General features: G+C 71.0%; 25 protein-coding genes. 16 read left to right on the forward strand and 9 right to left on the reverse strand.

Annotation, left to right across the window (positions count from 1 at the left end):
- Nucleotides 1-39: 39 nt before the first annotated feature.
- Nucleotides 40-1272 carry a S8 family peptidase gene (locus ACQP2F_RS43510; protein ID WP_433298452.1) on the reverse strand — a complete coding sequence of 411 codons (1233 nt, stop codon included), beginning with the start codon at nt 1270-1272 and terminating at the stop codon, nt 40-42.
- Between the two features lie 248 nt (nt 1273-1520).
- On the opposite strand from ACQP2F_RS43510, the gene ACQP2F_RS43515 reads away from it, so the two are divergent.
- Together ACQP2F_RS43515 and ACQP2F_RS43520 are read left to right on the forward strand one after the other, a co-directional pair.
- Complete coding sequence (locus tag ACQP2F_RS43515; RefSeq protein WP_433298454.1) at nt 1521-1733, forward strand: DUF7455 domain-containing protein; 213 nt, start codon at nt 1521-1523, stop codon at nt 1731-1733.
- A 57-nt stretch (nt 1734-1790) separates the two neighbouring features.
- A complete protein-coding gene (locus tag ACQP2F_RS43520; protein ID WP_433298456.1) occupies nt 1791-3566 on the forward strand; it encodes an ATP-binding protein in 1776 nt (591 codons plus the stop codon).
- Nucleotides 3567-3569: 3 nt separating this feature from the next.
- On the opposite strand, the gene ACQP2F_RS43525 is transcribed toward ACQP2F_RS43520, so the two are convergent.
- The 8 genes from ACQP2F_RS43525 to ACQP2F_RS43560 all read right to left on the reverse strand — a co-directional run bounded on the left by ACQP2F_RS43525 (nt 3570) and on the right by ACQP2F_RS43560 (nt 10609).
- On the reverse strand, nt 3570-4433 hold the full coding sequence (locus tag ACQP2F_RS43525; protein ID WP_433298458.1) for an SRPBCC family protein: 864 nt from the start codon (nt 4431-4433) through the stop codon (nt 3570-3572).
- 74 nt (nt 4434-4507) lie between these two features.
- Entirely contained in the window at nt 4508-5236 is a 729-nt protein-coding gene (locus ACQP2F_RS43530) for a hydrolase (RefSeq protein ID WP_433298460.1), read from the reverse strand.
- Between the two features lie 130 nt (nt 5237-5366).
- Nucleotides 5367-6926, reverse strand: a complete 1560-nt coding sequence (locus tag ACQP2F_RS43535) for a methyl-accepting chemotaxis protein (RefSeq protein WP_433298462.1) — start codon at nt 6924-6926, stop codon at nt 5367-5369.
- 108 nt (nt 6927-7034) lie between these two features.
- The gene (csrA, locus tag ACQP2F_RS43540; protein ID WP_433298464.1) at nt 7035-7271 is read right to left on the reverse strand and encodes a carbon storage regulator CsrA; all 237 of its coding nucleotides are present in this window, start codon (nt 7269-7271) and stop codon (nt 7035-7037) included.
- Between the two features lie 82 nt (nt 7272-7353).
- A complete protein-coding gene (gene fliW / locus ACQP2F_RS43545; protein ID WP_433298467.1) occupies nt 7354-7752 on the reverse strand; it encodes a flagellar assembly protein FliW in 399 nt (132 codons plus the stop codon).
- A gap of 41 nt (nt 7753-7793) precedes the next feature.
- Nucleotides 7794-8705 carry a flagellar hook-associated protein FlgL gene (gene flgL / locus ACQP2F_RS43550; RefSeq protein WP_433298469.1) on the reverse strand — a complete coding sequence of 304 codons (912 nt, stop codon included), beginning with the start codon at nt 8703-8705 and terminating at the stop codon, nt 7794-7796.
- A 15-nt stretch (nt 8706-8720) separates the two neighbouring features.
- The gene (flgK, locus tag ACQP2F_RS43555) at nt 8721-10124 is read right to left on the reverse strand and encodes a flagellar hook-associated protein FlgK (protein WP_433298471.1); all 1404 of its coding nucleotides are present in this window, start codon (nt 10122-10124) and stop codon (nt 8721-8723) included.
- On the reverse strand, nt 10124-10609 hold the full coding sequence (locus ACQP2F_RS43560; RefSeq protein ID WP_433298473.1) for a flagellar protein FlgN: 486 nt from the start codon (nt 10607-10609) through the stop codon (nt 10124-10126). Before ACQP2F_RS43560 ends, flgK begins: the two co-directional genes overlap by 1 nt.
- 252 nt (nt 10610-10861) lie before the next feature.
- Between ACQP2F_RS43560 and ACQP2F_RS43565 the strand changes: the two genes are divergently transcribed.
- The 14 genes from ACQP2F_RS43565 (at nt 10862) to ACQP2F_RS43630 (ending at nt 24372) form a co-directional block, all read left to right on the forward strand.
- Nucleotides 10862-12148 carry a flagellin gene (locus ACQP2F_RS43565; RefSeq protein ID WP_433298475.1) on the forward strand — a complete coding sequence of 429 codons (1287 nt, stop codon included), beginning with the start codon at nt 10862-10864 and terminating at the stop codon, nt 12146-12148.
- A 118-nt stretch (nt 12149-12266) separates the two neighbouring features.
- Nucleotides 12267-13682, forward strand: a complete 1416-nt coding sequence (fliD, locus tag ACQP2F_RS43570; protein ID WP_433298477.1) for a flagellar filament capping protein FliD — start codon at nt 12267-12269, stop codon at nt 13680-13682.
- 54 nt (nt 13683-13736) lie between these two features.
- Nucleotides 13737-14117, forward strand: coding sequence for a flagellar export chaperone FliS (gene fliS, locus ACQP2F_RS43575; RefSeq protein ID WP_433298479.1), 381 nt, complete (start codon nt 13737-13739; stop codon nt 14115-14117).
- 5 nt (nt 14118-14122) lie between these two features.
- Complete coding sequence (locus ACQP2F_RS43580) at nt 14123-14443, forward strand: hypothetical protein (RefSeq protein ID WP_433298481.1); 321 nt, start codon at nt 14123-14125, stop codon at nt 14441-14443.
- Between the two features lie 170 nt (nt 14444-14613).
- Nucleotides 14614-14961, forward strand: coding sequence for a flagellar basal body rod protein FlgB (locus tag ACQP2F_RS43585; protein ID WP_433298483.1), 348 nt, complete (start codon nt 14614-14616; stop codon nt 14959-14961).
- A 3-nt stretch (nt 14962-14964) separates the two neighbouring features.
- Nucleotides 14965-15357 (forward strand): flagellar basal body rod protein FlgC, encoded by a 393-nt coding sequence (locus ACQP2F_RS43590; protein WP_433298485.1) that lies wholly within the window; start codon nt 14965-14967, stop codon nt 15355-15357.
- Nucleotides 15358-15368: 11 nt separating this feature from the next.
- Complete coding sequence (gene fliE, locus ACQP2F_RS43595; protein WP_433298487.1) at nt 15369-15722, forward strand: flagellar hook-basal body complex protein FliE; 354 nt, start codon at nt 15369-15371, stop codon at nt 15720-15722.
- Between the two features lies 1 nt (nt 15723).
- On the forward strand, nt 15724-17340 hold the full coding sequence (fliF, locus tag ACQP2F_RS43600) for a flagellar basal-body MS-ring/collar protein FliF (RefSeq protein ID WP_433298489.1): 1617 nt from the start codon (nt 15724-15726) through the stop codon (nt 17338-17340).
- A 91-nt stretch (nt 17341-17431) separates the two neighbouring features.
- Nucleotides 17432-18457: a flagellar motor switch protein FliG gene (fliG, locus tag ACQP2F_RS43605; protein WP_433298491.1), complete on the forward strand. Its 1026-nt coding sequence runs from the start codon at nt 17432-17434 to the stop codon at nt 18455-18457.
- Nucleotides 18441-19115: a FliH/SctL family protein gene (locus tag ACQP2F_RS43610; protein WP_433298493.1), complete on the forward strand. Its 675-nt coding sequence runs from the start codon at nt 18441-18443 to the stop codon at nt 19113-19115. Before fliG ends, ACQP2F_RS43610 begins: the two co-directional genes overlap by 17 nt.
- On the forward strand, nt 19112-20419 hold the full coding sequence (locus ACQP2F_RS43615) for a FliI/YscN family ATPase (protein ID WP_433298495.1): 1308 nt from the start codon (nt 19112-19114) through the stop codon (nt 20417-20419). Before ACQP2F_RS43610 ends, ACQP2F_RS43615 begins: the two co-directional genes overlap by 4 nt.
- Nucleotides 20420-20521: 102 nt before the next feature.
- Nucleotides 20522-20974 carry a flagellar export protein FliJ gene (locus tag ACQP2F_RS43620; RefSeq protein WP_433298497.1) on the forward strand — a complete coding sequence of 151 codons (453 nt, stop codon included), beginning with the start codon at nt 20522-20524 and terminating at the stop codon, nt 20972-20974.
- Nucleotides 20971-21981: a transglycosylase SLT domain-containing protein gene (locus ACQP2F_RS43625; RefSeq protein ID WP_433298499.1), complete on the forward strand. Its 1011-nt coding sequence runs from the start codon at nt 20971-20973 to the stop codon at nt 21979-21981. The genes ACQP2F_RS43620 and ACQP2F_RS43625 overlap by 4 nt, the downstream gene beginning before the upstream one ends.
- A 36-nt stretch (nt 21982-22017) precedes the next feature.
- Nucleotides 22018-24372 (forward strand): flagellar hook-length control protein FliK, encoded by a 2355-nt coding sequence (locus tag ACQP2F_RS43630; protein ID WP_433298501.1) that lies wholly within the window; start codon nt 22018-22020, stop codon nt 24370-24372.
- The last annotated feature ends 9 nt before the right edge of the window (nt 24373-24381 follow it).

Raw genomic sequence — 24381 nt, forward strand, 5'->3', positions numbered from 1 at the left:
TTGCATCGACCGGTCTTCACGAAATCCCGTTGTCCCAGGTCACTGACCCTTCGCGGAGCCGGCTCCGGTGAGGTGGCCGGTGTAGAGCAGCTTGTTCGGCGAGCCCGTGCCGGCGCTGCGCACCAGACCCGTGCCGGCGTGGCCGACCAGGTCGTCGCGGACCTGGGCCGGGGTCCAGGCCGGGTGCCCGGCCAGCACCAGCGCCGCGACGCCGGCGACGTGCGGGCTGGCCATCGAGGTGCCGCTCATCGTCTGCGTGGCCGTGTTCGAGGACATGCCGGCCGAGACGATCCGGACGCCGGGCGCGAAGATGTCGAGGCAGGACCCGAAGTTCGAGAACGACGCACGGGTGTCCTTGCTGTCGGTGGCACCGACCGTGATCGCGTTGCCGATGTGGGCCGGCGTCTGCCTGCACGCGTTCTGGTGGTCGTTGCCGGCCGCCACCACGTAGGTGACGCCGCCGGCGATCGACCGCTCGACCGCCTCGTCCAGGGCCTTGCTGTTGCTGCTGGTGCCGCCGAGGCTCATGTTGGCGACGGCGGGCTTGGCGGCGTGCTTGGTGACCCAGTCGACGCCCGCCATGATCGACGAGTAGGAGCCACTGCCCTTGCAGTCGAGCACGCGTACCGACACCAGCTTGACGTTCTTGGCCACGCCGTAGGTGGCGCCGCCGATCGTGCCGGCGACGTGCGTGCCGTGCCCCTTGCAGTCGTCGGCGTCGGCGTCGTCGTCGACGAAGTCCCAGCCGCTCGAGGCGCGCCCGCCGAACTCCTTGTGCGTGATCCGGATCCCGCTGTCGATGACGTACGCGGTGACGCCCGCGGCCGAGGGACCGGAGTAGGACTTCGACAACGGCAGCGAGCGCTGGTCGATCCGGTCCAGGCCCCAGGTCGGCGTGGCGGTGGTGGCGGCGACGTCGACGGCGGCGTCCTGCTCGACATACCGGACCGACGGGTCGGCGGCCAGGTGCGCGGCCTGGCCGGCGGTCATCCGGGCGTGGAATCCACGGACGGCCGCGTACGTGGTGGCGACCTGCCCGCCGTACCGCCGAAGCAGGCGGATCGACGCCGGGCCGACACCCTCCGCACCCGGCTCGAGCACCACGATGTAGCTGTTGGCGATGGCGTCGGCGGAGCCGGCGTCGAGGATGACGCCGGTCGGCGCCACGGGCTGAGCGGCCACGGCGGTGCCCGCGAAACCACAGAGCGTGGCCGCGGCGGCACCGGTGAGCAGCGTGAGGCGAGTGGCGAGGCGGCCGGTGTCGATGCGCAAAGCTGATGTTTCCTCTCGGTTGGCTTCGGCGCGTTGACCTGGGGCGACAGGCATGCCGAAGGCGGCTGAGGGAAATGGTGGAGTGGGCGCGCTGACGGTCCGGGATCCATGGAGGTGTAGCCGGGGTGCAAGGTTTCCGCCCAGCGCGGACGGCCCGGAACACCGGGGGGAAAGAGCTAAGGCTGTGCAATGGAGGGCCGATCTACCCGCTGTACCGCTGCACACCGCCACCGAGCAAGGAGAGCGATATGACCAGCCTGCTGTCGCCGGAGATCACCACTGCTGCGTCGCTGACCGACCGCTGCGACCGTTGCAGCGCGGCCGCGAAGCTGGTCGTCACGCTGACCAGCGGGGGCGACCTCGCGTTCTGTGGCCACCACGCCAACCGGCACCGCGACGACATCGTCCGGATCGCCGAGCGGGTGGTGCTCGAGGACGGCTTCGAGTGGGCCGGGAAGTAGCCGCTCTCCCATAAAACGCCGCGTTATGCTCATTTCCTCTTATCAGAGGAGAAATATGTGCGTATCGCGGCGCATGACGTGGGCAGGCTCTCCCGGCTGATCGCTGGGGGCGCCGGGGTCGCGGTCGCCGTCGTCGGCGTCGCGACCGTGCCTGTTTCGGCTTCCGACGCGCCGCCGGCTCTCCAGCCGGCGGCCGCGCTCGTTCCGGCCGGGCTCGCGCTGCTGCTGCAGGTGCTTCCGGTGCCGGCGACCGCCGGCCGGATCGTGCGCCTCCTCGCCCTCCTGCCGGCCCTGGCCGCGGCCGCGATCGGCGCCGCCACGCTCGGCCGGCACCCCGCCGACGGCGCCGCCACCCTGCTCGCCGGGCTCGGCCTGGCCTGCCTCGACCTTCGCGTCGCCCGCACCCGCCTGCGGGTCGCCGACCCACTGGTCGCCGGGGCCGCCATCGTGGCGCTGGTGGCGCTCGTCCCCCGGATGTTCGACCCGACCTTCCCGGCCGGGCGCGGTCCCGGCGGCGTGATGCCCCCGGCCGCGGCCGGCGCGCTGCTCGCCCTCGCGCTCGGCACGATCCTGGCGCGGCCCGAGGCCGGGCCGCTGCGCACGGCCGAGACGACCGCGGGCCCGGGCACCACGGTCCGCCGGATGCTGCCCCTGCTGATCGCCGTTCCCGCCATCGCCGCCCTGGTCAGCGCGTTCGCGGCGCGCACCGGCCTGGGCCGGCCGGCCGCCGCCATCAGCACCGGGGCGGTGCTCGCCGCGCTCACCCTGCTCGGCCTGGTCGGCTACCTCGTCCGCACGCTGGACAGCGCCGACGTCGGCCAACGCCGGCTCGTCGACGAGCTGAACGACCGGCAGGAGTTCGCCGCCACCCTGCTGCAGTCGATGAACGAGGCGGTCATGGTCCTCGACGCCAACCACCGGGTGATCGACGTGAACCGGCGCTGGCGGGAGCTGACCGGGCACGGGCCGGACGAGCCGATCCGGCTCGACCCGCCGCCGCTGCCGCCGGCCGGCGGGGGTGACTGGCTGATGCCCCGGGTCGACGGCTCGTCGGTGCCGGTGCTCGCGACCATGGCGGCCATCCCCGATGCGGACGGCGGACCGCGGGGCTACGTGGCGACGTACGTCGACATCGCCGACCGGAAGCGGGCCGAGGACTCGCTCGGTGCGCAGAACGCCTCGCTCCGCGAGGCGAACGCGCGGCTGGAGGCGGCGCTGGCCTTCAAGAACGACCTCACCTCGATGCTCACCCACGACGTGGCCCAGCCGATCAGCTCGATCGCCAGCCTCGCCGAGCTGCTCCGGGCCGACTGGGACGACCTGCCCGAGGACATCCGGCTCGAGCTGGCCACGAAGATCGACAAGAACACGCAGCGGCTGATCAAGATGATGAACGACCTCCAGCTGCTGTTCCGGCTGGACATGGGGTCGGTCACCGCGCGGCGGGCGCCGGTGCCGCTGATCGAGGTGGTGCCGGCGGATCTCGGCGAGGACGTCGAGGTCAACGTCGGCGACCTGGCCGTCCTGGTCGACCGGGGGCATCTGGTGGTGGTGGTGCAGAACCTGCTGACCAATGCGTTCGCGTACGGCGACCCGCCGGTGCGGATCGTCGCCCGGCGGGTCGGCGACCAGGTCGAGATGGTGGTGCAGGACAGCGGGCCGGGCGTCCCCGAGGAGCTGGTGCCGAACCTGTTCGGGCGGTTCATGCGCGGCGCCGGCCTCGGCCTGTTCATCGTGCGGCACCTGATGGAGGCGAACGGCGGCTCGGTCCGCTACGAGCGGGCCGAGCCGCGTGGCGCGCGCATGATCGTGACGCTGGAGGCGTCCTTCTGATCTCTACCGGTCGTGCGATCCCCGGTCCTCTTCGTTGATCATGCCGTCGCCCCAGCCGTCCTCCTCGCCGGTGCGGCCACCCATCGGCGCGCTCCCGGCCGCGCCCCCGCTGATCGGGCCGGACTTCGCGACCCGGCGTCCCGGTGCCAGCACGTCGTCCAGGTCGTGCTCGCTGGTGATGCCGGGCGCGGTGGTGATGTCCACATTGGTGCCCATGTTCGACGACGCCAGGTTGTGCCGGGGCAGGCTCACGGTGCTGGCGTTGCTCTGCTCGGCCGCGCTCGTGCCCCAGCCGGCGCCCGGGTGCGGGTTGCGGTTGCGGATGCGGGCGGCCACCGCGGCCGGGCTGGCGGCCGGGTTGCCGGCGAGGGAGTCGAGCCGCTTCGAGCTCGCGCCGGCGGTCGGGCGCTTCGGCGACGGGCGGCTGCCGACCGGCTTCGGGTGGCCGCCGAGCACGCCGCTCTCGACCAGGCCCTTGAACGTGGTCAGGTCGTCCTTGAGCCGCTTGGTCAGCGACGCCTGGCCGTGCCGGTCGCTCGGCATCAGGAAGGCGATGTCCGCCTCGAGCTGCGCGACGATCTGCGTCTTGGTCTCGCCCAGCGGCCGCAGGGTGAGCGTCTCGGCGAGCAGCGGACCGTCCATGGTGGACCAGGAGACCCGCTCGTCGAGGGAGCGCTCGGTGATCTGCGCGTCGAACTCGCGGCGCTTGCCGTCGACATCCATGATCCAGTGCGTCTGATCGGCGCCGATCGGGGTGACCTCGCGAACTCCGTTCATGAACCGTGGGTAGTTCTCGAACGCGGCGAGCTGCTCGTACACCGTGTGCAGCGGTGCACTCACCTCGATGGCCTGCTGAACCATACTCATCGCTTCTCTCCCATGCCTCGGCAGATGACATGATCGAGCGTACGGAGGCGGCTACCCTCTGTGTTCGGTTTCAGTTAGACGCGCCGCAGGTACTGCCACCGGCCGACCTCGGCCGCGTACCGGGCGTCACTCGCGGGCACCAGCGTCACGCGGGCCGCGCGCAGCATCGCCACGATCCGGGGCGACGGGCCGCGCCACGCCTCGCTGACCTCGACCACGGTGCCGGTCTCGCGGCAGGTCGCGGCCAGGGCGTCGACCAGGTCGGGGGTGACCGCGGCGTCGTCCAGGCCGACCTGGGCGAGCAGGCTGAGCGGGCGGGCGAGCTGGGTGGGGGCGTAGCGGGAGGCGCGCTCGAGGCCGCGCACGGTCGCGGTGACGAGACCCTCGGCGAGCCGCTCGGGGGTGAGCTCGCCGGCGCCCAGCATGGCGCGCAGGTCGCGGGCGCCGTGGAGCTCGCCGCCCAGCGGCAGCCGGGAGACCGCGACCGAGATCGCCTCGAGGTGGCCGAGGTCGGCCGGCAGCGCCAGCCAGCCGTCCGGCTGCACGACCTCGACCTCGGCGGCGACGCGCAGGGTCATCTCGGTGCGCCGGCGGGCACGGCGGACGGCATCGGCGTACGCGGACAGCCACGTCGTCTCGGGGCCGGCCTGGTCGGCGAAGGTGACCGCGGTGAGCCCGGCCTGGTCAGCGGCGGAGACGACCACGCCGACGCTGTCCCGGCCGGCGGCGAAGCCGGTGTGCACATGCGCGTCGACCGTCAGATCCAGCGCGCCGCCGATCACCGATTCCAGCTCTGCGCCCACTATCGCTCCCCGGCCTCAAGTCGACGGGCTCATCCCGTCCTGACACAGAGTGCGGGTGTGGTGTTGACAGCTCGGTCCGTCGGCGGTGCAGTCCGGGTGCCGCTTCTGCCGGTGGACCGGGCCCGTCCGGTCAGAGGCGGAAGGCGCCGACGAGTGCGCGCAGGTCGTCGGCCGTTCGGGCGACCTCGGTCGAGGCCTGGCGGGTCTGCTCGACGCCCTGCACCGCGGTGGCGCTGGCGGCGGCGACGTCGGAGATGTTGGCGGCGATCCGGGACGAGCCGCTCGCCACCTCGGCGATGCTGCGGCTCATCTCGCCGGTGGTCGCGGTCTGCTCCTCGACGGCCGAGGCGATCGTCGTCTGGAAGTCGTTGATCTGCGCGATCACGTCGGAGATGCGGGAGATGACCTCGACCGCGCCGCCGGTGTCCTGCTGGATCGCGTTGACCCGGGTGCCGATGTCCTCGGTCGCCTTCGCCGTCTCCTGGGCCAGGTCCTTGACCTCGGAGGCGACCACGGCGAAACCCTTGCCGGCCTCCCCGGCGCGGGCGGCCTCGATCGTCGCGTTCAGCGCGAGCAGGTTGGTCTGCTCGGCGATCGAGGTGATCAGCTTGATCACATTGCCGATCTCCTCGGAGGAGGCGCCCAGCTGGCGGATCGTCTCGGTGGCCCGGGCCGCCTCGGCCACCGCCACGGCGGCGATCTGCGCGGCCTCGCTGGTGTTCCGCGAGATCTCCCGGATCGACAGGCCCATCTGCTCGGAGCCGGCCGCCACCGACTGCACGTTGCGGGAGATCTCCTCGGCCTCGGCCGACGCCGACGCGGTCTGCCGGTCGGTGTCGCCGGCCGCCGCGGCGATCTGCGCGGCCACCGCGGACAGCTCGCCGGCCGCACCGGCCAGCTCGTCCGCGTCCTTGCCGATAGTCTGCAGCGACCCGTGGATCGACTCGAGGGCGGAATCCAGGCCCGACGCCATCCGGCCGAGCTCGTCGCGGCTCACGATGCCGCTGCGCGCGGTGAGGTCGCCGGCCGCCAGCTGCTCGATCACGCCGCCGAGCCGGCGCACCGGCACGAGGATCGAGCGGGCCATCGGCACCGCCAGGACGATGAGCAGAAGCAGACCGGCCGCGGCCACGCCCAGGACGGTCCAGCGGGTCGAGCTGACCGTGCCGCGCATGTCGGCCTGTTCCTGCTCGACGGCCGCGGTCACCTCGTCGACCAGCCCGCCGAGCTCGTCGTCGGTGGCGTGGTTCCGGTCGGCGATCTCCCCGAGCCGGGGCTGCACCGAGGACACGTTCGCCTTGGCGTCGGCGGCGAACGACGTGATGAAGTCGCTGAACGACTCGAAGTCCGGGCGATAGCCGGCGAACTTCGAGGCGAGCGCGGGTGGCAGGCCGGCGGCGACCACGGCGTCGGCGGCGTCGATCGACGACTGAACGTCGTCGGCGACGTCCTGCGTGACGTCCTTGCCCAGGGCCGCGCGGTAGGCGTCGACCTTGAGCTCGCTCTGCCGGGTGTCGAGGTGGTTGAGCGCGGCCAGGCCGGCCTCGAGGGCCGCCACGGTGGCGCTCTGTCTGCTGAGTTGTCTCTGGCTGACCACCGTGATGATGGCCAGGGCGGCGAGCGCGACGGCGCCGGTCGCCACGATGAGAGCAAGGCGTTTGGCGATGCCGAGCTCCGCCAGTCGCGACATGTGTCTCCCTGCAACCGTTCTGCGCCGCGGCGGGACCCGTTCCGGCCGGCCGGGCGCGGTAGTTTCGTGGTCAGGTGGCCGCCGCGCCGGAGGGGAGGAACCGAGTCCTCACTCCTCCGGCGTCTGCAGCATCTCGGACACCGCCCTGACCGCATCCTCGGTGGGCGAGGCCGCCTCGCGGTTGGCCGCCTGCAATTCCCGGAACACTTCCTCACGATGGACCTGTACGTCGCGCGGAGCCTGGATGCCCAGTCGAATGACATCGCCGCGAGCCTCGAGCACCGTGATGATCACGTCGTTGCCGATCATCACGCTCTCCCCGGCACGCCGGGTCAGCACAAGCATCCGGTGCCCTCCTCCATCCGTGGACGGACAGCATCGCGAGGGGCGCGGTCGCAACTGTCACGGCCGCGCCGGCGACGAGACGTCAGTAGGCCCGGTGCATGATCGCGCGGACCGGGTACCCGGAGCCGCTGAGCACGACCTGCATGGCCCGCATGGTGTCCCGGTCGAGAACGATCGGCGCCATGAGGTTGGCCGTGGTCTCGTCGACGCCGGCGGTGATGACCGTCATGAGCAGCAGCCGGTCGGGGTCCGTCGTGTTGAGTGCCGCGAAGACCTCGTCCTCGATCTCCGGGGCGTAGTCCGGGAAGAACGGCTCGGGCGGGGCCACCAGGAACCGGAGCTCCGGGTCCTGGACGGACGTGAAGGCGTAGAGCAGTCCGTCTTCGTTGAGCCGCACCAGGACGAACTCCCGGTGCGCCGGGAAGCCGGGCATCGGTACCGCCATCGTGATGGTCGGCAGACCCAGCGACGGGTCGATCATGGTGGCCTCAATCGGTCGGGACGCGGTGCGAGTACTCATGGTCACCTCAGGAAATCGATGAGCGAGGGCTGGATCACCTTGGCCGTGGCGGCCAGGGCGGCCTGGTACGAGGTCTGCTGGATCTGCAGTTCCATGATCGCCTTGGGCAGGTCGACATCTTCGATGTCCGACAACTGCGACGTCACGGATAACAGATGGTCGTCCGCGGACTGCTTCATCTGTTCAACTCGATTATATCGGGCGCCTACGTCCGAAAGGGCGGATTTTAGTAAATCGTGGGCGCTATCGAGATTTTGGAGATTTTGGTTCAGTCCGGCGGCGTCGTTGTTCCGGATGCTCTTCGAGATGTTGTCGAGCACCGTGAACAGCTCGGTCGGATCGCCCTGTTTTCCGAACGCTTCCTGACCCGTGGTCTCGATGCGCACCTTGGCGTTCGGCCCGACCGTCCGGGTGGTCTGGTTGTCGTTGCCCAGGTACGTGATCTCGCCGGTGTTCGGGTCCTTGGCGTACGCCTCGGATCCCGGGGTCGTGCCACCGAAGACCGGGCGGTTCATGTACTTGGTATTGGCCGCGTCGAGCAGAGTGTCCCGGATGTTGTCGATCTCGACGGCCAGCGCCTGGCGGGACTGATCGTTGTTAGACGTGTTCAGCGCCTGGAGGGTCAGGTCGCGTACCCGAATGATCGAAGTGGACGCGTCGCCGAGCTTGTCCTGAATGGTGCCGAGCCAGCCCAGGCCGTCGTCGGCGTTCCGGCCGTATTGCTGGGTGGCCCGCACCTCGCCGCGAAGCTGAAGTGAGGTCACCGTGCCGGTCGGCGAGTCCGACGGCCTGGTCAGCAGCTTGCCGCCGGAGATCTGTGACTGGATCCTCTGACCGCGCGCCATCGAGCGCTGGAGGTCGCCCAGCGCCTTGGTGTGCATGCTGGTCTCGGTGACCCTGCTGGGAATCGTCATGGTTCCGTCTCCCCGTTACCGGCCGACCATGCCGGTGCGGTTGATCAGCTGATCGAGCATTGAGTCGATCGTGGTCAGCACCCGTGAGGCCGCCTCGTAGCCGCGCTGATAGGTCAGCAGATGGGTCATCTCCTCGTCGAGGTTGACCCCGGACTCGGCGTCGCGCGAGGTGTCGACCTGGTCGCGTACCGCGTCCTGGATCTCGCTGCGCCGCGACACCGCCTGGGCGGCGACGCCGAGCTGGCCGATCATGGCCTGGTAGGTGGCGTCCGGCCCGCCGGCCGAGGCGCCGATGTCGACGAGGTCGTCGGCGACGCCATGGTCCAGGGCCGGCGTGGTCGGATCGAGGGGATTGCCCTTGGAGAACGCGACCTGGCTCGGGTCGGTCAGCTGCACCGCGATCGTCCCGGCGGTCGTGCCGGTGAAGAAGTCCCCGCCCGGCGTCCCGTCCTGCGTGTAGCCGCCGGCCTGCGCGTTGTTGACGGTGTCGGCAATGCTCTTGGCGACTTTGTCGAGGCCGGACGCGATGCCCGGAATGACATTGTTCATCGTGTCGAGCATCGCGCCCATCGTGCCGCCGGCACTCGCGTTGATGCCGGTGTCCGTCCACTGGAGAGCGACCTTGTCGGTGGCCGCGATGCCATCGAGCGTCGGTGGCCCCGCCAGCTTCAACGAGCGAGCGTTGAAGCCCTCGACCAGGGCCGCGCTCCCGACGTACACGTTGACCGCGCCGTTCTTGGTGGTCTGCGCGGTCGCGCCGACCAGCTCGGACAGCTGCATGATCTTGGTGTCGCGCTGGTCCTGCAGCTCGTTCGCGGGCAGACCGGCCTGCTGCGCGATGACGATCTGGTTGTTCATGTCGGCGATCGAGCTCGCCACGGTGTTGACCTGATCGACGAACGCGGACATCTGACCGTTCTGAGCCTGGAACTGGTTCGCCAGCGCGGTGTGCGTGTCGTTCAGCGAGATCGCGACCGTCTTGCTGCGCTCGATCAGCGCCGACCGGGTGGACGGGTCCTGCCAGTTGTTGGCGACGTCGTTCCACGCATCCCACATGTCGTGCAGCCGGGCCTGGATCGCGGTGTCGCTCGGCTCGGCGAGCACACTTTCGATCTGGTCGTACGAGCCCTTCTGGCTGGCCAGATACGCGGAGTTCGCGTGCTCGGTGCGTCCGCGCTCGTCGAGGTAGACGTTGCGCCCGCGCTCGACCTCGGCGATCGAGACGCCGGTGCCGATCTGCTCGGTCGTGGAGTACACGCCCGGGTTGAGACTGCCGCTCTGGGCCTGCATCCGTACCCGCTGCCGGGTGTAGCCCTCGGTGTTGGCGTTCGCGATGTTCTGCCCGGTGACGTCCAGGCCGCGACGCTGTGCGTAGAGCGAAGTGAGCGCGGTGTTGATACCGCCGAACGTGCTAGCCATCAGATCGCCTCATCAACCAGGTTCGAGCGGCGGACGCCACCGGAAACGGTCTGGCCCTGCGGTCCGTACGTTTCCACAGTTTCGGCGAACGCGAGCATGGTTTCGCGTGCAGCGCGCTGGCCGGCCGTGAGCAGGTCGCGGTTCACGTCGGCGAGCGCGCCGATCTCCGAGGTCAACGTCAGGAACGCCTTGCGGTGCTGGTGAAGCAGGTCGGCCCAGGGCGGCGGGGCCGCGTCGGCCAGCTCGCCGAGGGAGGCCTCCGGGCTGAGCCCGAGCTCCACGGCGACGTCCTGCGAGTAGGCGGCGCGGATGACCTCGGTCTGCCGGATCTGGTCCAGCACCACCTCGACCTCGCGGGTGGCGTGGCTGAGCCAGCGGGAGCGATTGGACGCGAGGAGCAGCTGCTCCTCCTCAAGCTTGAACAGCAGCATCTCCAGCAGCTCACGTGATCGCCACAGGACGCTGGCCAGGTCGGTCAGGCTCACCCTGGTCCTCCGTCTCGGGTGCCGGGCGTGCCCCCACGACATGCCCGCTCATTCGGACAGGTCGGCACGCCCGCCCCTTCACTGAGGAATTTCCGCCGAACTGGCCATCCCGGTCTTTCTTCCGGTTTGCCGGAAAAGGGCGAAGAAATTTCGGAGACTGCTCATGACCGTCGGCGCCACGCCGATCGGACCCGGCGTAACGCCACGGCTCACGGATGGGCCGGACAGACCCCACTCAAGGAGGAAAACCCCATGGGTCTCCGCATCAACCAGAACATCGCCGCGCAGAACGCCTACCGGAACCTGTCGGTCACCGACAGCCAGATGTCGAAGTCGCTGGAGAAGCTGTCCAGTGGTTTCCGCATCAACCGGGCGGCGGACGACGCGGCCGGCCTCTCGATCTCCGAGGGCCTGCGTGCGCAGATCGGCGGTCTCAAGGTCGCCGTGCGCAACACCCAGGACGGCGTCAGCGTCGCGCAGACCGCTGAGGGCTCGCTCAACGAGGTCACCTCGATCCTGCAGCGCATGCGTGACCTGGCCGTCCAGTCGTCCAACGCGGGCGCGAACGACGACGACGCCAAGGCCGCCGCGTCCAAGGAGATGGACCAGCTCAACGCCGAGCTGGACCGGATCGGCAGCACCACGTCGTTCGGCAAGTCGAAGCTGCTCGACGGCTCGTTCGGCCGGACCTACGCGATGGCCTCGTCGACCGTGAACTCCTCGGCCGGCGGTACCACCAACACCACGCCGCCGATGCCGACCGCCGCGACCACCGCGTTCTCGTTCAACCTCACCGAGGTCGCGGGCAAGACCAAGGACGCCGCCGGCAACAACTACAACATCGCCGTCAACGTCGCGGCGCTGAAGAGCACCGACTCGCCGGCCGACCTGACCCGGGCGATCAACAGCGCGATCTCCAGCTCGCTGCGGGACAACGGCTTCCAGGGCAACGAGATCCAGCTGACCTCGTCGACCGACAAGTTCGGCAACGTCACCTACCAGTTCGGCGGCTCGGGCGAGTTCAACATCACCGACGGCACCGGGTCGGTCCTCACCGGCGCCAGCACCGCGGGTGCTCCGGTCGGGCTCGGCATGACTCTCGCTCAGGCCACCACCACCAACGCCACCACCGCCAACGGCGGCGGCACCGGCAACACCGGCAAGTTCCAGGTCGGTGCGAACGCGAACGAGAACATCAACATCGCGATCGGCGCCTCCGACTCGGGCACGCTCGGCACCAAGCAGATCGACCTCGTGAACAACGCCGCCGGCGCGATCTCGACGATCGACAAGGCGCTCCGCACGGTCTCCGACCAGCGGGCGACGCTCGGTGCGTACCAGAACCGCTTCGAGCACACCATCAACAACCTCAACGTGGCGGTGGAGAACCTGTCCGCCTCGGAGTCGCGTATCCGTGACACCGACATGGCCCAGGAGATGGTGTCCTACACCCGGTCGCAGATCCTGACCCAGGCCGGCACGTCGATGCTGTCGCAGGCGAACCAGTCGGCGCAGAACGTCCTGTCGCTGCTCCGCTGATAACCGAACTACCACCGGGCAGGAACTGAATACCTGGCACTCACGGCCGAATAGGTGGGGGTAGCCGGCAAACGCGCCGGCTGCCCTCACTTTTCTTTCGCCCGAAAGGCAGGCTCCTGTGACCAGTTCGGTTGACGGTCTCGTCAGCGGCCTGAGCACCTCGTCGCTCATCCAGCAGCTGATGACGGTCGAGGCAGCGCCGCAAACCCGGCTCAAGACCAAGGCCAGCACGGCACAGACGGCCGTGGACTCGTACCAGTCGGTCAACTCCAAGGTTCTGGCGCTGAAGTCGGCCGGCGACACCATCAGCCAGCTGAGCACTTGGCGCGCGATCTCGGCGACGTCCAGCTCGTCGTCGGTCACGGCGACCGCCCTGGTCGGCACGAACACCGCCACCGGAACCACGCAGTTCGACGTCAAGAGCCTCGCCAAGAGCCAGATCACCACGGCCAAGGTGCCGGCCGCCGGTGGCGACATCATGAGTGGCAACCAGCTCACCATCGACGTCGGCCCGCTCGCCGACCCGGATCCGACCAAGCACAAGAGCACCACGCTCACCATCACCGACAAGTCGCCCAAGGGCGTGGCCGACGCGATCAACGCGGCCGGGCTCGGGGTCAAGGCCGCCGTGATCACCACCGGCGGCAGCGAGAACATCCTGCAGCTCAGCGGGGCCAAGACCGGCGCCGCCGCGGCCTTCCAGATCACCGGCCTGGACCAGCTGAGCAACGGCGCGCCGATGACCGAGGTGGCCACCGCGGCCGACGCCCGGCTCGAGATCGGCGGCGGCGACGCCGACGCGAACGGCGACGGCTTCGCCGATGGTTACGTCGTCACCAGCACCACCAACACGTTCACCAACCTCATGCCGGGCGTCACGATCACCGTGTCGAAGCTCGAGGACGGCGTCACGGTCGGCGCCACCAGCGACGTCGACGGCATGGCCGGCAAGTTCCAGGCGCTGGTGGACGCGGCCAACGCGGCGCTCTCCGAGATCGGCAAGCAGACCGCGTACGACCCGAACACCAAGAAGGGCTCGCCGCTGACCGGTGACTTCGCGGTGCGGAACATGAGCCAGTCGATCCTGAGCACGTTCAGCCAGGGCGTGATCTACGCGAACCCGCGGTACGACAAGAACGTGGCCACCGACCCGGTCACCAACCCGCTGACGCTCGCCGCCGGCTCGTACGCCAAGTACGGCATCCAGCTGGACCGCAGCGGTCAACTGACCTTCGACCCGGAGGCGTTCAAGTCCGCGTACGCCGCCGACCCGGTCAAGACCCAGGAGGTCGGCACCGGCATCGGCGACGTCTTCGAGGCGCTCGGCGACAAGATGTCGCAGAACCTCAAGTCGGTCATGACGAACCGCAAGACCGAGATCGACAACATCAACTCCCAGATCGACGACTGGGACGTCCGGCTCGCCGCCCGGCGGGAGGCACTGCAGAAGCAGTACTCGGCTCTCGAGGTATCGCTGGGCAAGCTCAAGGACCAGTCCAACTGGCTCTCCGGCCAGCTGGCCGGCCTCTCCTGACCCGCTCGTCCCCTTCCGCCCTGCCGCCCCAGGGTCCCCTGACCGAGGAGCATGATGACCTCTCCGCACCTGCGTGACCGCTACCTTCAGGACTCGATCAACACCGCGTCGCCGGCCAAGTTGCTGATCATGCTGTACGACCGGCTCGTCCTCGACCTCATGAAGGCCGAGGAGGCGCTCACCGCCGACGAGCGCGAGGAGGCGCACGAGCGGCTCACCCACGCTCAGGAGATCGTGCTCGAGCTGCGCACCAGCCTCGACGTCGACGCCTGGTCCGGCGCGCCGGCGCTGGCGAACCTGTACGGCTGGATGCTCACCGAGCTGATCGGGGCGAACATCGCCCGTGACCCGAGCCGGGTCGCCGCCGTACGGGGGCTGGTCGAGCCGCTGCGGGACACCTGGCGAGAGGCGGCCGCCGCGGCGGTCGCCGGCTGATCCTCATGACCGATCAGTGGCGGGGCGCCTGGACGGCCGCGCTGGACGAGCTCGAGCTGGACGTCGTCCGGATCGAGACGATGCTGGCCGATGAGCGCCGGCACGCGGAGACGCCACCGGCCGACCTGTGGAAGCCGCCGACCGAGCTCGGCGCGCTGCCGCTGGAGCTCAAGCCACGAGCGGACGAGATCTTGACCCGGCAGCTGGAGGCCGCGCAGGAGATCGCCCGGCGGCTCACCTCGAACCGCCGCCAACAGGCGATCACGGCCCGGATCGAGACCGGCGAGGCGGTCAAACGGCCCGTCTACGTCGACCGCGCGATGTGAGAACGTCCCGGAGCCCGCGAGGGTTCCGGGACGTTTTTGCGTGCAACCTGGTGGCAACCGTCAGGCGCTCAGTGGATCGGCGGTCAGGCCGAACTGCATGGTACGAGCACGGATTGCTCAGATGAAAAGCCAAGGATCGGCGCCCTGGACCACGTATCCAAGGAGCTGCTGTGTTCGACGACATCTCTTCGTCCTCCCTTCGCGTCGCCGCGGCCGGCCTCGCCGCCCGGCAAAGCGCCATCGCCAACAACATCGCGAACATCGAAACCCCCGGCTACCGGGCCCGTAAGGTGGAATTCGAGTCGGCGCTGCAGGGCGCCATCGCGCACGGCGACTCGCCCGCCTCGGTCAGCCCGAGCACGCAGACCTCGCTGGAGCCGACGCGGCTCAACGGCAGCAACGTCAACCTCGACGAGGAGACGCTGTCGCACATCGACACCACGATGCGCTACCAGCTGACGATGCGGGCCATGGACAGCAAGTACGGCATGCTGCGCGACGCCATCAAGGGGGCCTGATAGATGAGCACGTTCAACGCGATCGGGGTCGCCGGCACCGGCGTCACGGTCTACCGCAAGTGGCTCGACGCGGTGTCGGACAACATCGCCAACATCGACAACGTCAGCCGTACCTCCGAGAAGGCCTTCCAGGCGCGGTACGTCGTCGCCCAGGAGGCGGCGGACGGCAACGGCGCCCAGGTCGGCGGGGTCGCCTTCGGCAGTGCTCAGGGCATCGTCACCTACGACCCGGACAACCCGCTGGCCGACAGCAAGGGCTACGTCCGCCGCCCGGACATCGACCTCGGCGGCCAGATGGCCCAGATGATGATGGCCCAGCGCGCCTACCAGGCCAACCTGTCGGTGGTCGACCGGGCCAAGGAGTCGTACACCGCGGCGATCAACCTCGGAAAGTGAGGAGCTCCTAGATGACTTCTCCGATCAGTGCGCTCAGCGGGATCTCGTCGATCGGCGGGGTGGACGCCCTGCAGGGTGTCAACGGCCTCAGCGGCCTGGACAACCTCGCCGGCGCGAGCGGCACGGACGCCACGCAGGGCCCGAACGCGGACTTCACCAGCATGCTGTCCAAGGGACTGGAAAGCGTGCAGGCCTCCCAGCACAAGGCCGACGACCTCGCGGTCAAGGTCGCCGACGGGTCGCTCCAGGACCCGGCCCAGTACACCATGGCCGCCACCGAGGCCTCCCTCGGACTCCAGCTCACGCTGGCCATCCGGAACAAGGCCGTGGAGGCCTTCCAAGAGATCATGAGGATGCAGGCCTGACATGACGGACCGCCTTCCCGCTCCGGTTCGCCGCATCACGGACACCTTCCGGTCTTTCACGCCGGGCCAGAAGGCCGTCACGATCGCGGCGGTGATCGCCCTTGTCGTCGGTGGCTACTTCTTCGCCACCTGGGCTTCGAAGCCGACGTACTCGATCCTGTTCAACAACCTGTCGACCAAGGACGCCAGCGCGATCGTCCAGTCGCTGCAGAAGTCGGGGACGAGCTACGAGCTGGCGAACGACGGGCAGACCGTCCTGGTCCCGCAGGACCAGGTGAACGATCTGCGTCTGTCGCTGAGCGGCGAGGGCCTGCCCGGCGATGCCGGCACCGGCTACGCCCTGCTCGACCAGCAGGGCATCACGACCAGCGACTTCATGCAGCACACGAACTACCAGCGGGCCCTGGAAGGCGAGCTCTCCAACACCATCAAGTCGATCGACGGCGTCGAGGCGGCCACCGTGCACCTCGTCATCCCGCAGAAGGACGTCTTCTCCGACGACCAGGACCAGCCCACGGCGTCCGTCCTGGTCGCCTCCAGCCAGACCCAGCCGCTCAGCAGCCAGCAGGTGCAGGCGATCGTGCACCTCGTCGCGTCCAGCGTCGAGGGCCTCGACCCGACCGAGGTCACCGTGGCCGGCGCGGACGGCAAGATCCTCTCCACCGGGGGCGGCGCGGCCGTCGGCACCGGTGGCGACAGCGGCAACGAGTCACAGACCCTCGCGTTCCAGAACCGGATGAGCCAGTCGCTGCAGAACATGCTGGACAGCGTGGTCGGCCCCGGGCACGCGGTGGTCACGACCACGGCCGAGCTCGACTTCGACCAGACGCAGACGACCAGCAAGTCGTACAACGCCGACCCCTCGCTGCCCGCCCTCTCGGAGAGCAACAGCCGTGAGGCGTACAACGGTGCTGGCAACTGCGCCGGCGGCGTCCTCGGCCCGGACAACGTCTCCGGTCCCGCCTGCACCACCGGCACCACCGGCACCGGGCAGTACGAGAACAGCAACTCCGTCAAGAACAACGCCATCAACGAGACGAACGAGGTACGCAAGAGCGCGCCCGGCAGCATCAAGAAGCTGAACGTGGCCGTCCTGCTGGACAGCACCACGGCCGGCACCGTCGACCCGGCGCAGGTGCAGCAGCTGGTCACCGCCGCGGCCGGCATCGACGCGACCCGCGGCGACACCATCGCGGTCAGCGCCATGCCATTCGACACCAGCGCCGCCCAGGCCGCCCAGAACGCCCTGAAGGCCGCCACCGCGGCCGACCAGTCGGCCAAGCAGATGTCGCTGATCAAGACCGGCGCTCTGGCCGCCGTGATCCTGGCGCTGCTCTTCCTCGCCTGGCGGGCCAGCCGTCGCTCGAAGAAGCGCAAGGCGCTGACCCCGGAGGAGCGCAAGCACCTCGAGGACATGCAGGCCGCGCTCGAGAACCAGCGCCTGCAGGAGCTCAACCAGGCCATCCCGGCGCAGATGCTGGAGGCCGCACCGGAGTCCTTCGTCAACAACGAGGCCCGCGAGGAGCGGGTCCGCGAGATCGAGCAGATGGTCAAGGACCAGCCCGACGAGATGGCCGTGCTGCTGCGCGGCTGGCTCGCCGCCGACTCGACGCATTGAGGCCAGACGGGCGACCGGCATTTCGCCGGCCGCCCGTTTTGCTGCGCTTCGCGTTTTATGATGGGTTAGGGACGGGCTGAGGGAGTACGCGTTGACCACACCGGCGCTCACCACGCTGTCGATGACGGGCGTGCGCAAGGCAGCGATCATGCTGGTGCAGTTCGGCAAGGAGCAGTCCGCGCAGGTTCTGGCCAACATGTCGGAGAAAGAGGTCGAGATGATCTCGGCCGAGATCGCCCGGCTGGGCAAGCTCGACCCGATCGTCGTCGACGACGTCATGGACGAGTTCTACGCCATGGCGACCACGCGGTACGCCGGCTCCGGCGGCATGGACTACGCCCGGGAGCTGCTCGAGGCCTCGCTGGGCAAGGAGCGCGCCGCGCTGATCCTGGACCGGCTCGAAGCCTCGATGAACGACATCCCGTTCAACTTCCTGAGCCACGCCGACCCCCGGCAACTGCTCTCGTACGTGCAATACGAGCACCCGCAGACGATCGCGCTGATCCTCGCGCACATCCCGGCCGCGCTTGCCTCGTCGATCCTGGCCGGCCTCTCGCTCGAGGTGCAGACCGAGGTGGCGCACCGGATCGCGGTCATGGACCGGACCTCGCCGGAGATCATCCGTCAGGTCGAGGCCGCCCTCCAGCGGAAGCTCTCCACCGTGCTGCAGCCCGACGAGCTGTCCTCGATCGGCGGCCTGCAGCCGTTGGTCGAGATCATCAACCGCGCCGACCGCACCACCGAGCGGCTCATCCTCGAGGCCCTGGACGCCCGCAGTCCCGAGCTGGCCGAGGAGATCCGGCGCCGGATGTTCATGTTCGAGGACATCGTCAACCTCGAGGACCGCGCCGTGCAGCTCGTGCTCCGGCAGGTCGAGCCGGCCGACCTGGCCACCGCGCTCAAGGGCGTGCCGGACACGGTCCGCGACAAGGTCACCCGCAACCTCTCCGAGCGCGGCCGGGAGAACCTCATCGAGGAGATCGACCTGCTCGGCCCGGTCAAGGTCAAGATGGTCGAGGAGGCCCAGGCGAAGATCGTCTCGGTCATCCGCTCGCTCGAGGACTCCGGCCAGATCGAGGTCCAGCGCGGCGGCGAGGCCGATGAGCTCATCGCCTGAGCCCCGCAGCAACCCGGTGATCCGGGGCACGGTGGCCGAGTCCGCCACCGCCGCCAAGTTCGCGGCCGACCTGCGGACGAGCGGCTCGGAGCCGGGCGGCACGTCGGTCGACGAGGCGCGCGCCGCCGGGTACGCGGCGGGCTGGGCCCAAGGTCGGCGCGAGGCGGCCCAGGCGGCCGAAAGTGCCGTCGAGCGGGCCCGGGCCGCCGAGGCCGCCCACGACCAGCGCCGGGCCGCTGCCCTGGCCCAGGCCGTCAACGCGCTCGGCCGGGCCGTCACCGAGCTCGAGAACCAGCTCATGCCGACCTTCACCGAGCTGCAGGAGGTGCTGCTCGCGCACGCCTTCGAGCTGGCCGAGGCGATCGTCGGCCGGTCGCTGGACGACCCGCAGCGGCGGACCGCCGACGCGCTGCGCCGGGCGATGGCGGCGGCGCCGGAGACCGGCTCGCTGGTCGTGCACCTCTGCCCCGAGGACTACCAGACGCTGGTCGGCCCGGACGGGCCGAGCGACTTCGACCACGAGGGCCGGCACGTCAGCCTGCGCCCGGACGCCTCGCTGCGGCCGGGGGACGCGATCGCCGAGACCGGCATGGCGACCATCGACGCCACCATCGCGGCCGCCGTGGCCCGCGCCCGGGAGGCTCTTCGTCTCTCATGACCGATCTGTTCCGGCACCGGATGAACGCGGCCTTGACCGCGGCCCGCCCGCTCACCCGGGGCAAGGTGACCGGGGCGGTCGGCCTGCGGGTGACGGTCAGTGGCCTCGAGGCCCGGGTCGGCGACATGGTGCAGATGGGCGACGGGCCGGACGCGGTCTTCGCCGAGGTGGCCGCGATCGACGGCGACAAGCTCTCCTGCCTGCCCCTCGGCCCGCTCGCCGGCATCGGCTCCGGCACCCCGGTGACCAGCACCGGCGGCCCGTTGCGGGTGCCGGTGGGCCCCGACCTGCGGGGCCGGATCCTGGACGGTCTCGGCCGGCCGATGGACGGCGGTCCGCCCCTGCGCGGGGAACTGGTCAGCATCGAAGCCGCGCCGCCCTCGGCGATGGAGCGCCAACTGGTCGATGCGCCGATGCCCCTGGGCGTACGCGTGCTGGACACCCTCGTGCCGTGCGGCAAGGGCCAGCGGATCGGCATCTTCGCCGGCTCCGGCGTCGGCAAGTCGAGCCTGATGAGCATGATCACCCGCGGCACCTCGGCCGAGCTCAACGTGGTCGCGCTGGTCGGCGAGCGGGGCCGGGAGGTACGCGAGTTCATCGAGCACGACCTGGGGCCGGAGGGACTGGCGCGGTCCGTGGTGGTGATCGCGACCTCGGACGCGGCCCCGCTCGTACGCCTGCGGGCCGGCGCGGTCGCCACCCGGATCGCCGAGTACTACCGGGACGAGGGCGCCGACGTCCTGCTGCTGATGGACAGCGTCACCCGGGCGGCGATGGCCCAGCGCGAGGTGGGCCTGTCGGTCGGCGAGCCGCCGGCCACCCGGGGCTATCCTCCCTCGGTCTTCGCCATGCTGGCCTCGCTGCTCGAGCGGGCCGGGCCGGGCGCGCGGGGCAGCATCACCGGCCTCTACACCGTGCTGGTCGAGGGCGACGACCACAACGAGCCGATCGCCGATGCCGCCCGCTCGATCCTGGACGGGCACATCGTGCTCGACCGGAAGCTGGCCACCGCCGGTCACTTCCCCGCCGTCCAGGCGCTCGACTCGATCTCCCGGGTGGCCAACAAGATCACCACACCGGAGCAGCGGGCCGACGCCACCGAGCTGCGCCGGCTGATGGCGGCCCATCGGGAGGTGCGCGAGCTGGTCGAGATCGGCGCGTACGTGCCCGGCACCAACCCGGAGGCCGACCGGGCCAACGCCATCTGGCCGCACATCACCGCGTTCCTGCGACAGGACCTGGATGAGCGCGTCACCCCGGAACAGGCCTGGGCCGCGCTGCACGCGATCGTCCGGTCGGCTTGACCATTCGATCTGTTGCTAGTCGGGTGCAGCACTCAGCGAATCTCCGGTCGGGCCGAAGCGGAGATGTGAGGGACGCTCGCCCGCGCTAGGAGGCAGAAAACCTTGAACCGCCTGTTCCGACTCGGCCCCGTGCTCCGCGCCCGCAAGGCGCAGGAGGACGCCGCCCGTGGCGCCGTGAACCAGTCACGCGCCGAGATCCGCGACGCCCAGGCCCTGGTCAAGCGCCGTCACCTGGACCTGGTCGGCGCCGAGGCGCCGTCCGAGGGCACCGCCCGGGCCATGGTGGCCTCGCTGGTGGCCCGCCAGTCGCTGGCCGGCGCCCTGGTCGGCGCCCAGCGCATGGTCGCCGACGCCGAGGAGGTCGAGCGGGAGCGCCTGGCGGTCCTGGCCGACGCGGCGAAGCGCCGCCGCGCCGTCGAGATGATGGCCGAGCGGCACGCCGAGCTCGTGCGCGCCCACGACCTGCGGGTCGACCAGGCGAGCCTGGACGAGCTGGCGGTGACCTCGAAGGCCCGCAACATGGCTCGTGGTCTCGCCGAGGGGAGCCCGGCATGACGATGATGGGCGTCAGCGGGGTGCTCTCCCGCATCCAGGAGCTCCAGGGCCAGCTCGGCCTCAACCCGCTCAACCCGGACGGCACCACCGTCGCCGGCACCGTCACGACCACCAAGGGCACCACCAGCAGCGACTCGTCGTTCGCCGCGATGCTCGCCGACGCCACCGGGGGCGGCTCGTCGCTCGGCGCCGGCGGCGTCTCCGGCGACGAGGTGGTCGCCTCCGCGAAGAAATACCTGGGCACGCCGTACGCCTTCGGCAGCACCGACCCGGACAAGGGGCTGGACTGCTCGGCGCTCGTCCAGCGCGCGTACGGTGACCTCGGCATCCAGGTCCCGCGCAACTCGTGGCAGCAGGCCAAGGCCGGTCAGCCGGTGGCGACCCTGGCCGACGCGAAGCCGGGCGACATCCTGGCCTTCGACTCGCCGGTCGACCACGTCGGCATCTACCTCGGCAACAACCAGATGATCGCGGCGCCCAAGCCCGGCGATCACGTCAAGATCCAGAAGGTGTACGAGACGCCGACCCACATTCGCCGGGTCATCTCCGACGTCGACCAGGTCGCCGCGCAGAACCTCGCTGCGGTCCGGCCGGCCGCGCTGCAGGGCTCGGGCACGCTCGCCGGCGTTCCGTACGGCGACCTGTTCGTCAAGGCCGGCGCCAAGTACGGCGTCTCGCCCAAGCTGCTCGCGGCGGTTGCCAAGGTCGAGTCGGGCTACAACCCGCAGGCGGTCAGCAAGGTCGGCGCCCGAGGCCTGATGCAGCTCATGCCGTCGACGGCCCGGGGCCTGGGCGTGAACGACGCGTTCGACCCCGAGCAGGCGATCTTCGGCGGGGCCAAGCTGCTAGCGCACAACCTCCGCGAGTTCAAGTCGCTCCCGCTGGCCCTGGCCGCCTACAACGCGGGCGGCGGCGCCGTCAAGAAATACGGCGGCATCCCGCCGTTCGCTGAGACCCAGGCCTACGTGCCGAAGGTGCAGAAGGCCCTCGCCTCGCTCGGCGGCTGACCGCCCCCGGCCCCGACCCCCAGCTAGGAGATCCGCATGAAGCTGCCGAGTTCCGTGACGGGACCGGACCGCACCGGCACGCCCGACTCCACCCGCCGCCCCACCCGGCGCGGCGAGGGCGGCGACGAGTTCGGGTCGGCGCTGTCGGCCGAGCTCGGCCGGCCGGACCGGGACGAGGACGGCGCCGCCACCGCCGAGCGGGCCGAGCGGACGGACGCCGACCGGGCCGCGGCCGAACGCGCCGCCACCCAGCGATCCGACCGAGCGGCCACCGACCGAGCGGCCGCCGACCGAGCCGCGGCGGAGCGGGCGGCAGCCGGCCGCGCGGCCGACCGCAACGCCGCCCTGCGCCGCGACGCCGGCAACCGAACCGACGCCGCAAACCGGGCCGACGCCGACCGGGCCCAAGCTGCCCGCGCTGACGCAGCCCGCGCTGAGGCCGACCGGGCGCAAGCCGGTCGCGCCGACGCCGCCCGCGCCGACGCAGCCCGCGCCGATGCTGCCCGCGCCGACGCGGCGAAGCGTGCGAATGACGACCGTGCCGACATCTCCGCCAAGCGCGCCGCCGCCGACCGCGCCGACATCGCCGCCAAGCGCGCCGCGGACGACCGGGCCGACGCCGACCGGGCGAGCACGGCCCGCGCCGACGAGGAAGGCTCCGACTCGGATCGCACGGCCACCGAGCGCACCGGCGACCGCGACCGTGTTTCCGCGAAGGACCGCGCCGGTACCGACAAGTCCGGCGACGCCACCAAGAACGAGGCCAAGACCGGCACGACCGACGGAAGCGCGACGACCGATCCGGCCGGCCAAATGTCGTCCGTAGCGTCGGCCGCCACCGCCACGCAGAACGCGACCACCGCGGCCGCATCCCCCGCCGATAAGCAGGCCAAGGGCACTGCCGCCATCTCCGGTGTCGCGGCGGCCGGTGTCCCCGCCGGGACGACCGCGGGGACCGGCCTGACCGGAGCCGGCGGCGCCGGGACGACCGGGACCGCCGGAACCGGAGCGACCGGAGCCGGTACCGGAGCCAACGGAGCCGGAACCGCCGGAGCCGGAGCCACCGGAGTCGGAGCCAACGGAGTCGGAGCCGCCGGAGCCGGAGCCACCGGAGTCGGAGCCGCGGGAGCAGGAGCCGCCGGCGCCGCAGCCGCTGGAGCCGGAACCGCCGGAACCGCTGGAGCAGGAGACATCGGAGCCGCAGCCACCGGAGCCGGAGCCGGAGCCACCGGAGCCGCAGCCACCGGAGCCGCAGCCACCGGAGCCGCAGCCACCGGAGCCGGAGCGACCGGAGCCGGAGCAACCGGAACCGCCGGCGCCGGGACCGGCCGGGCCGGAACCGCCGGGACCGGCACGGCCGGTTCGGCCGCGGCCGGCACGCCCGGCGCCACTGCCACGGCCACGCCGGGCACGGCCCAGCTCGGCGGCCAAACGGCGAACGCTCCCACGCCGGGCACCGCCGCGCTGGGCAATGCCGCCGGCAATCCAGCCGGCGCCGCCGCGGCCCGGGCCGCAGCCGACGCCGCCGCCGACGCCGACGGCGGCCAAGCTCCGGCCACCACGACCGCGAATACCGGACCTCAGGCCGCCGTCGACCCGGCCACCACCGGGCCGCTGGCCGGCGTGCAGGTGCAGGGCCAGGGACACCAGAGCCCGGGCCAGGGGCAGGGCTCGCCCCAGGATTCGGCCGCGCCCGCGACGACCGGTCCGGACGCCGGGCTCCAGCCCGCGCCGGCCCCGGTTCCGTCCGGCGCCGACCGGCCGGTGCCGGACCCGGCGGCACCGTCGGCGGCCGGCCTTCCGCCGGCTCCGGCCACCACCCCGGGGATCGCCGCCGACGGGACGGCCACTCCGGGCGTACTCGGGCAGGCCGGTCTCGCCGGAGTCACCGGACCGCAGGCCACCGCACCGGCCGCTCCCGCGGCCCCGGCCGCGCCGCCCGCACCGACGACGACGCCCACACCGCCGGCCGCCGCTCAGGTGGCGATGCGGATCGCGCCGCTGCGCCTCGAGGCCGACGGCGTGCACCGGCTCACCGTGCACCTGCACCCGGTCGACCTCGGCCCGGTCCAGGTGGTGGCGGAGATCCGCAACGGCGACATCAACCTGCAGCTGACCGGCACCACCGACGCCGGCACCGACGCCCTGCGCGACGCGCTCGGCGATCTGCGCCGGGAGCTCGAGGATTCCGGCTTCGGCAACTGCACGCTCGACCTGCGGCAGGGCAACGCCCAGCAGGAGCAGGCGCGGCAGCAGTTCGCCTCGGCGAGCTACGCCTCGGCCGGCCGGCGTGACAACGGCCCGGCCGGGCCCGCGACGCCGGCGCCGGCCGAGACCGGGGCGGCGACCCGCCGCACGCCGGGCAGCGGCCGCCTGGACGTGCAGGCCTGACCGACGCGC

The sequence above is a fragment of the Actinoplanes sp. CA-030573 genome (assembly GCF_050951115.1).
Classification (GTDB): domain Bacteria; phylum Actinomycetota; class Actinomycetes; order Mycobacteriales; family Micromonosporaceae; genus Actinoplanes.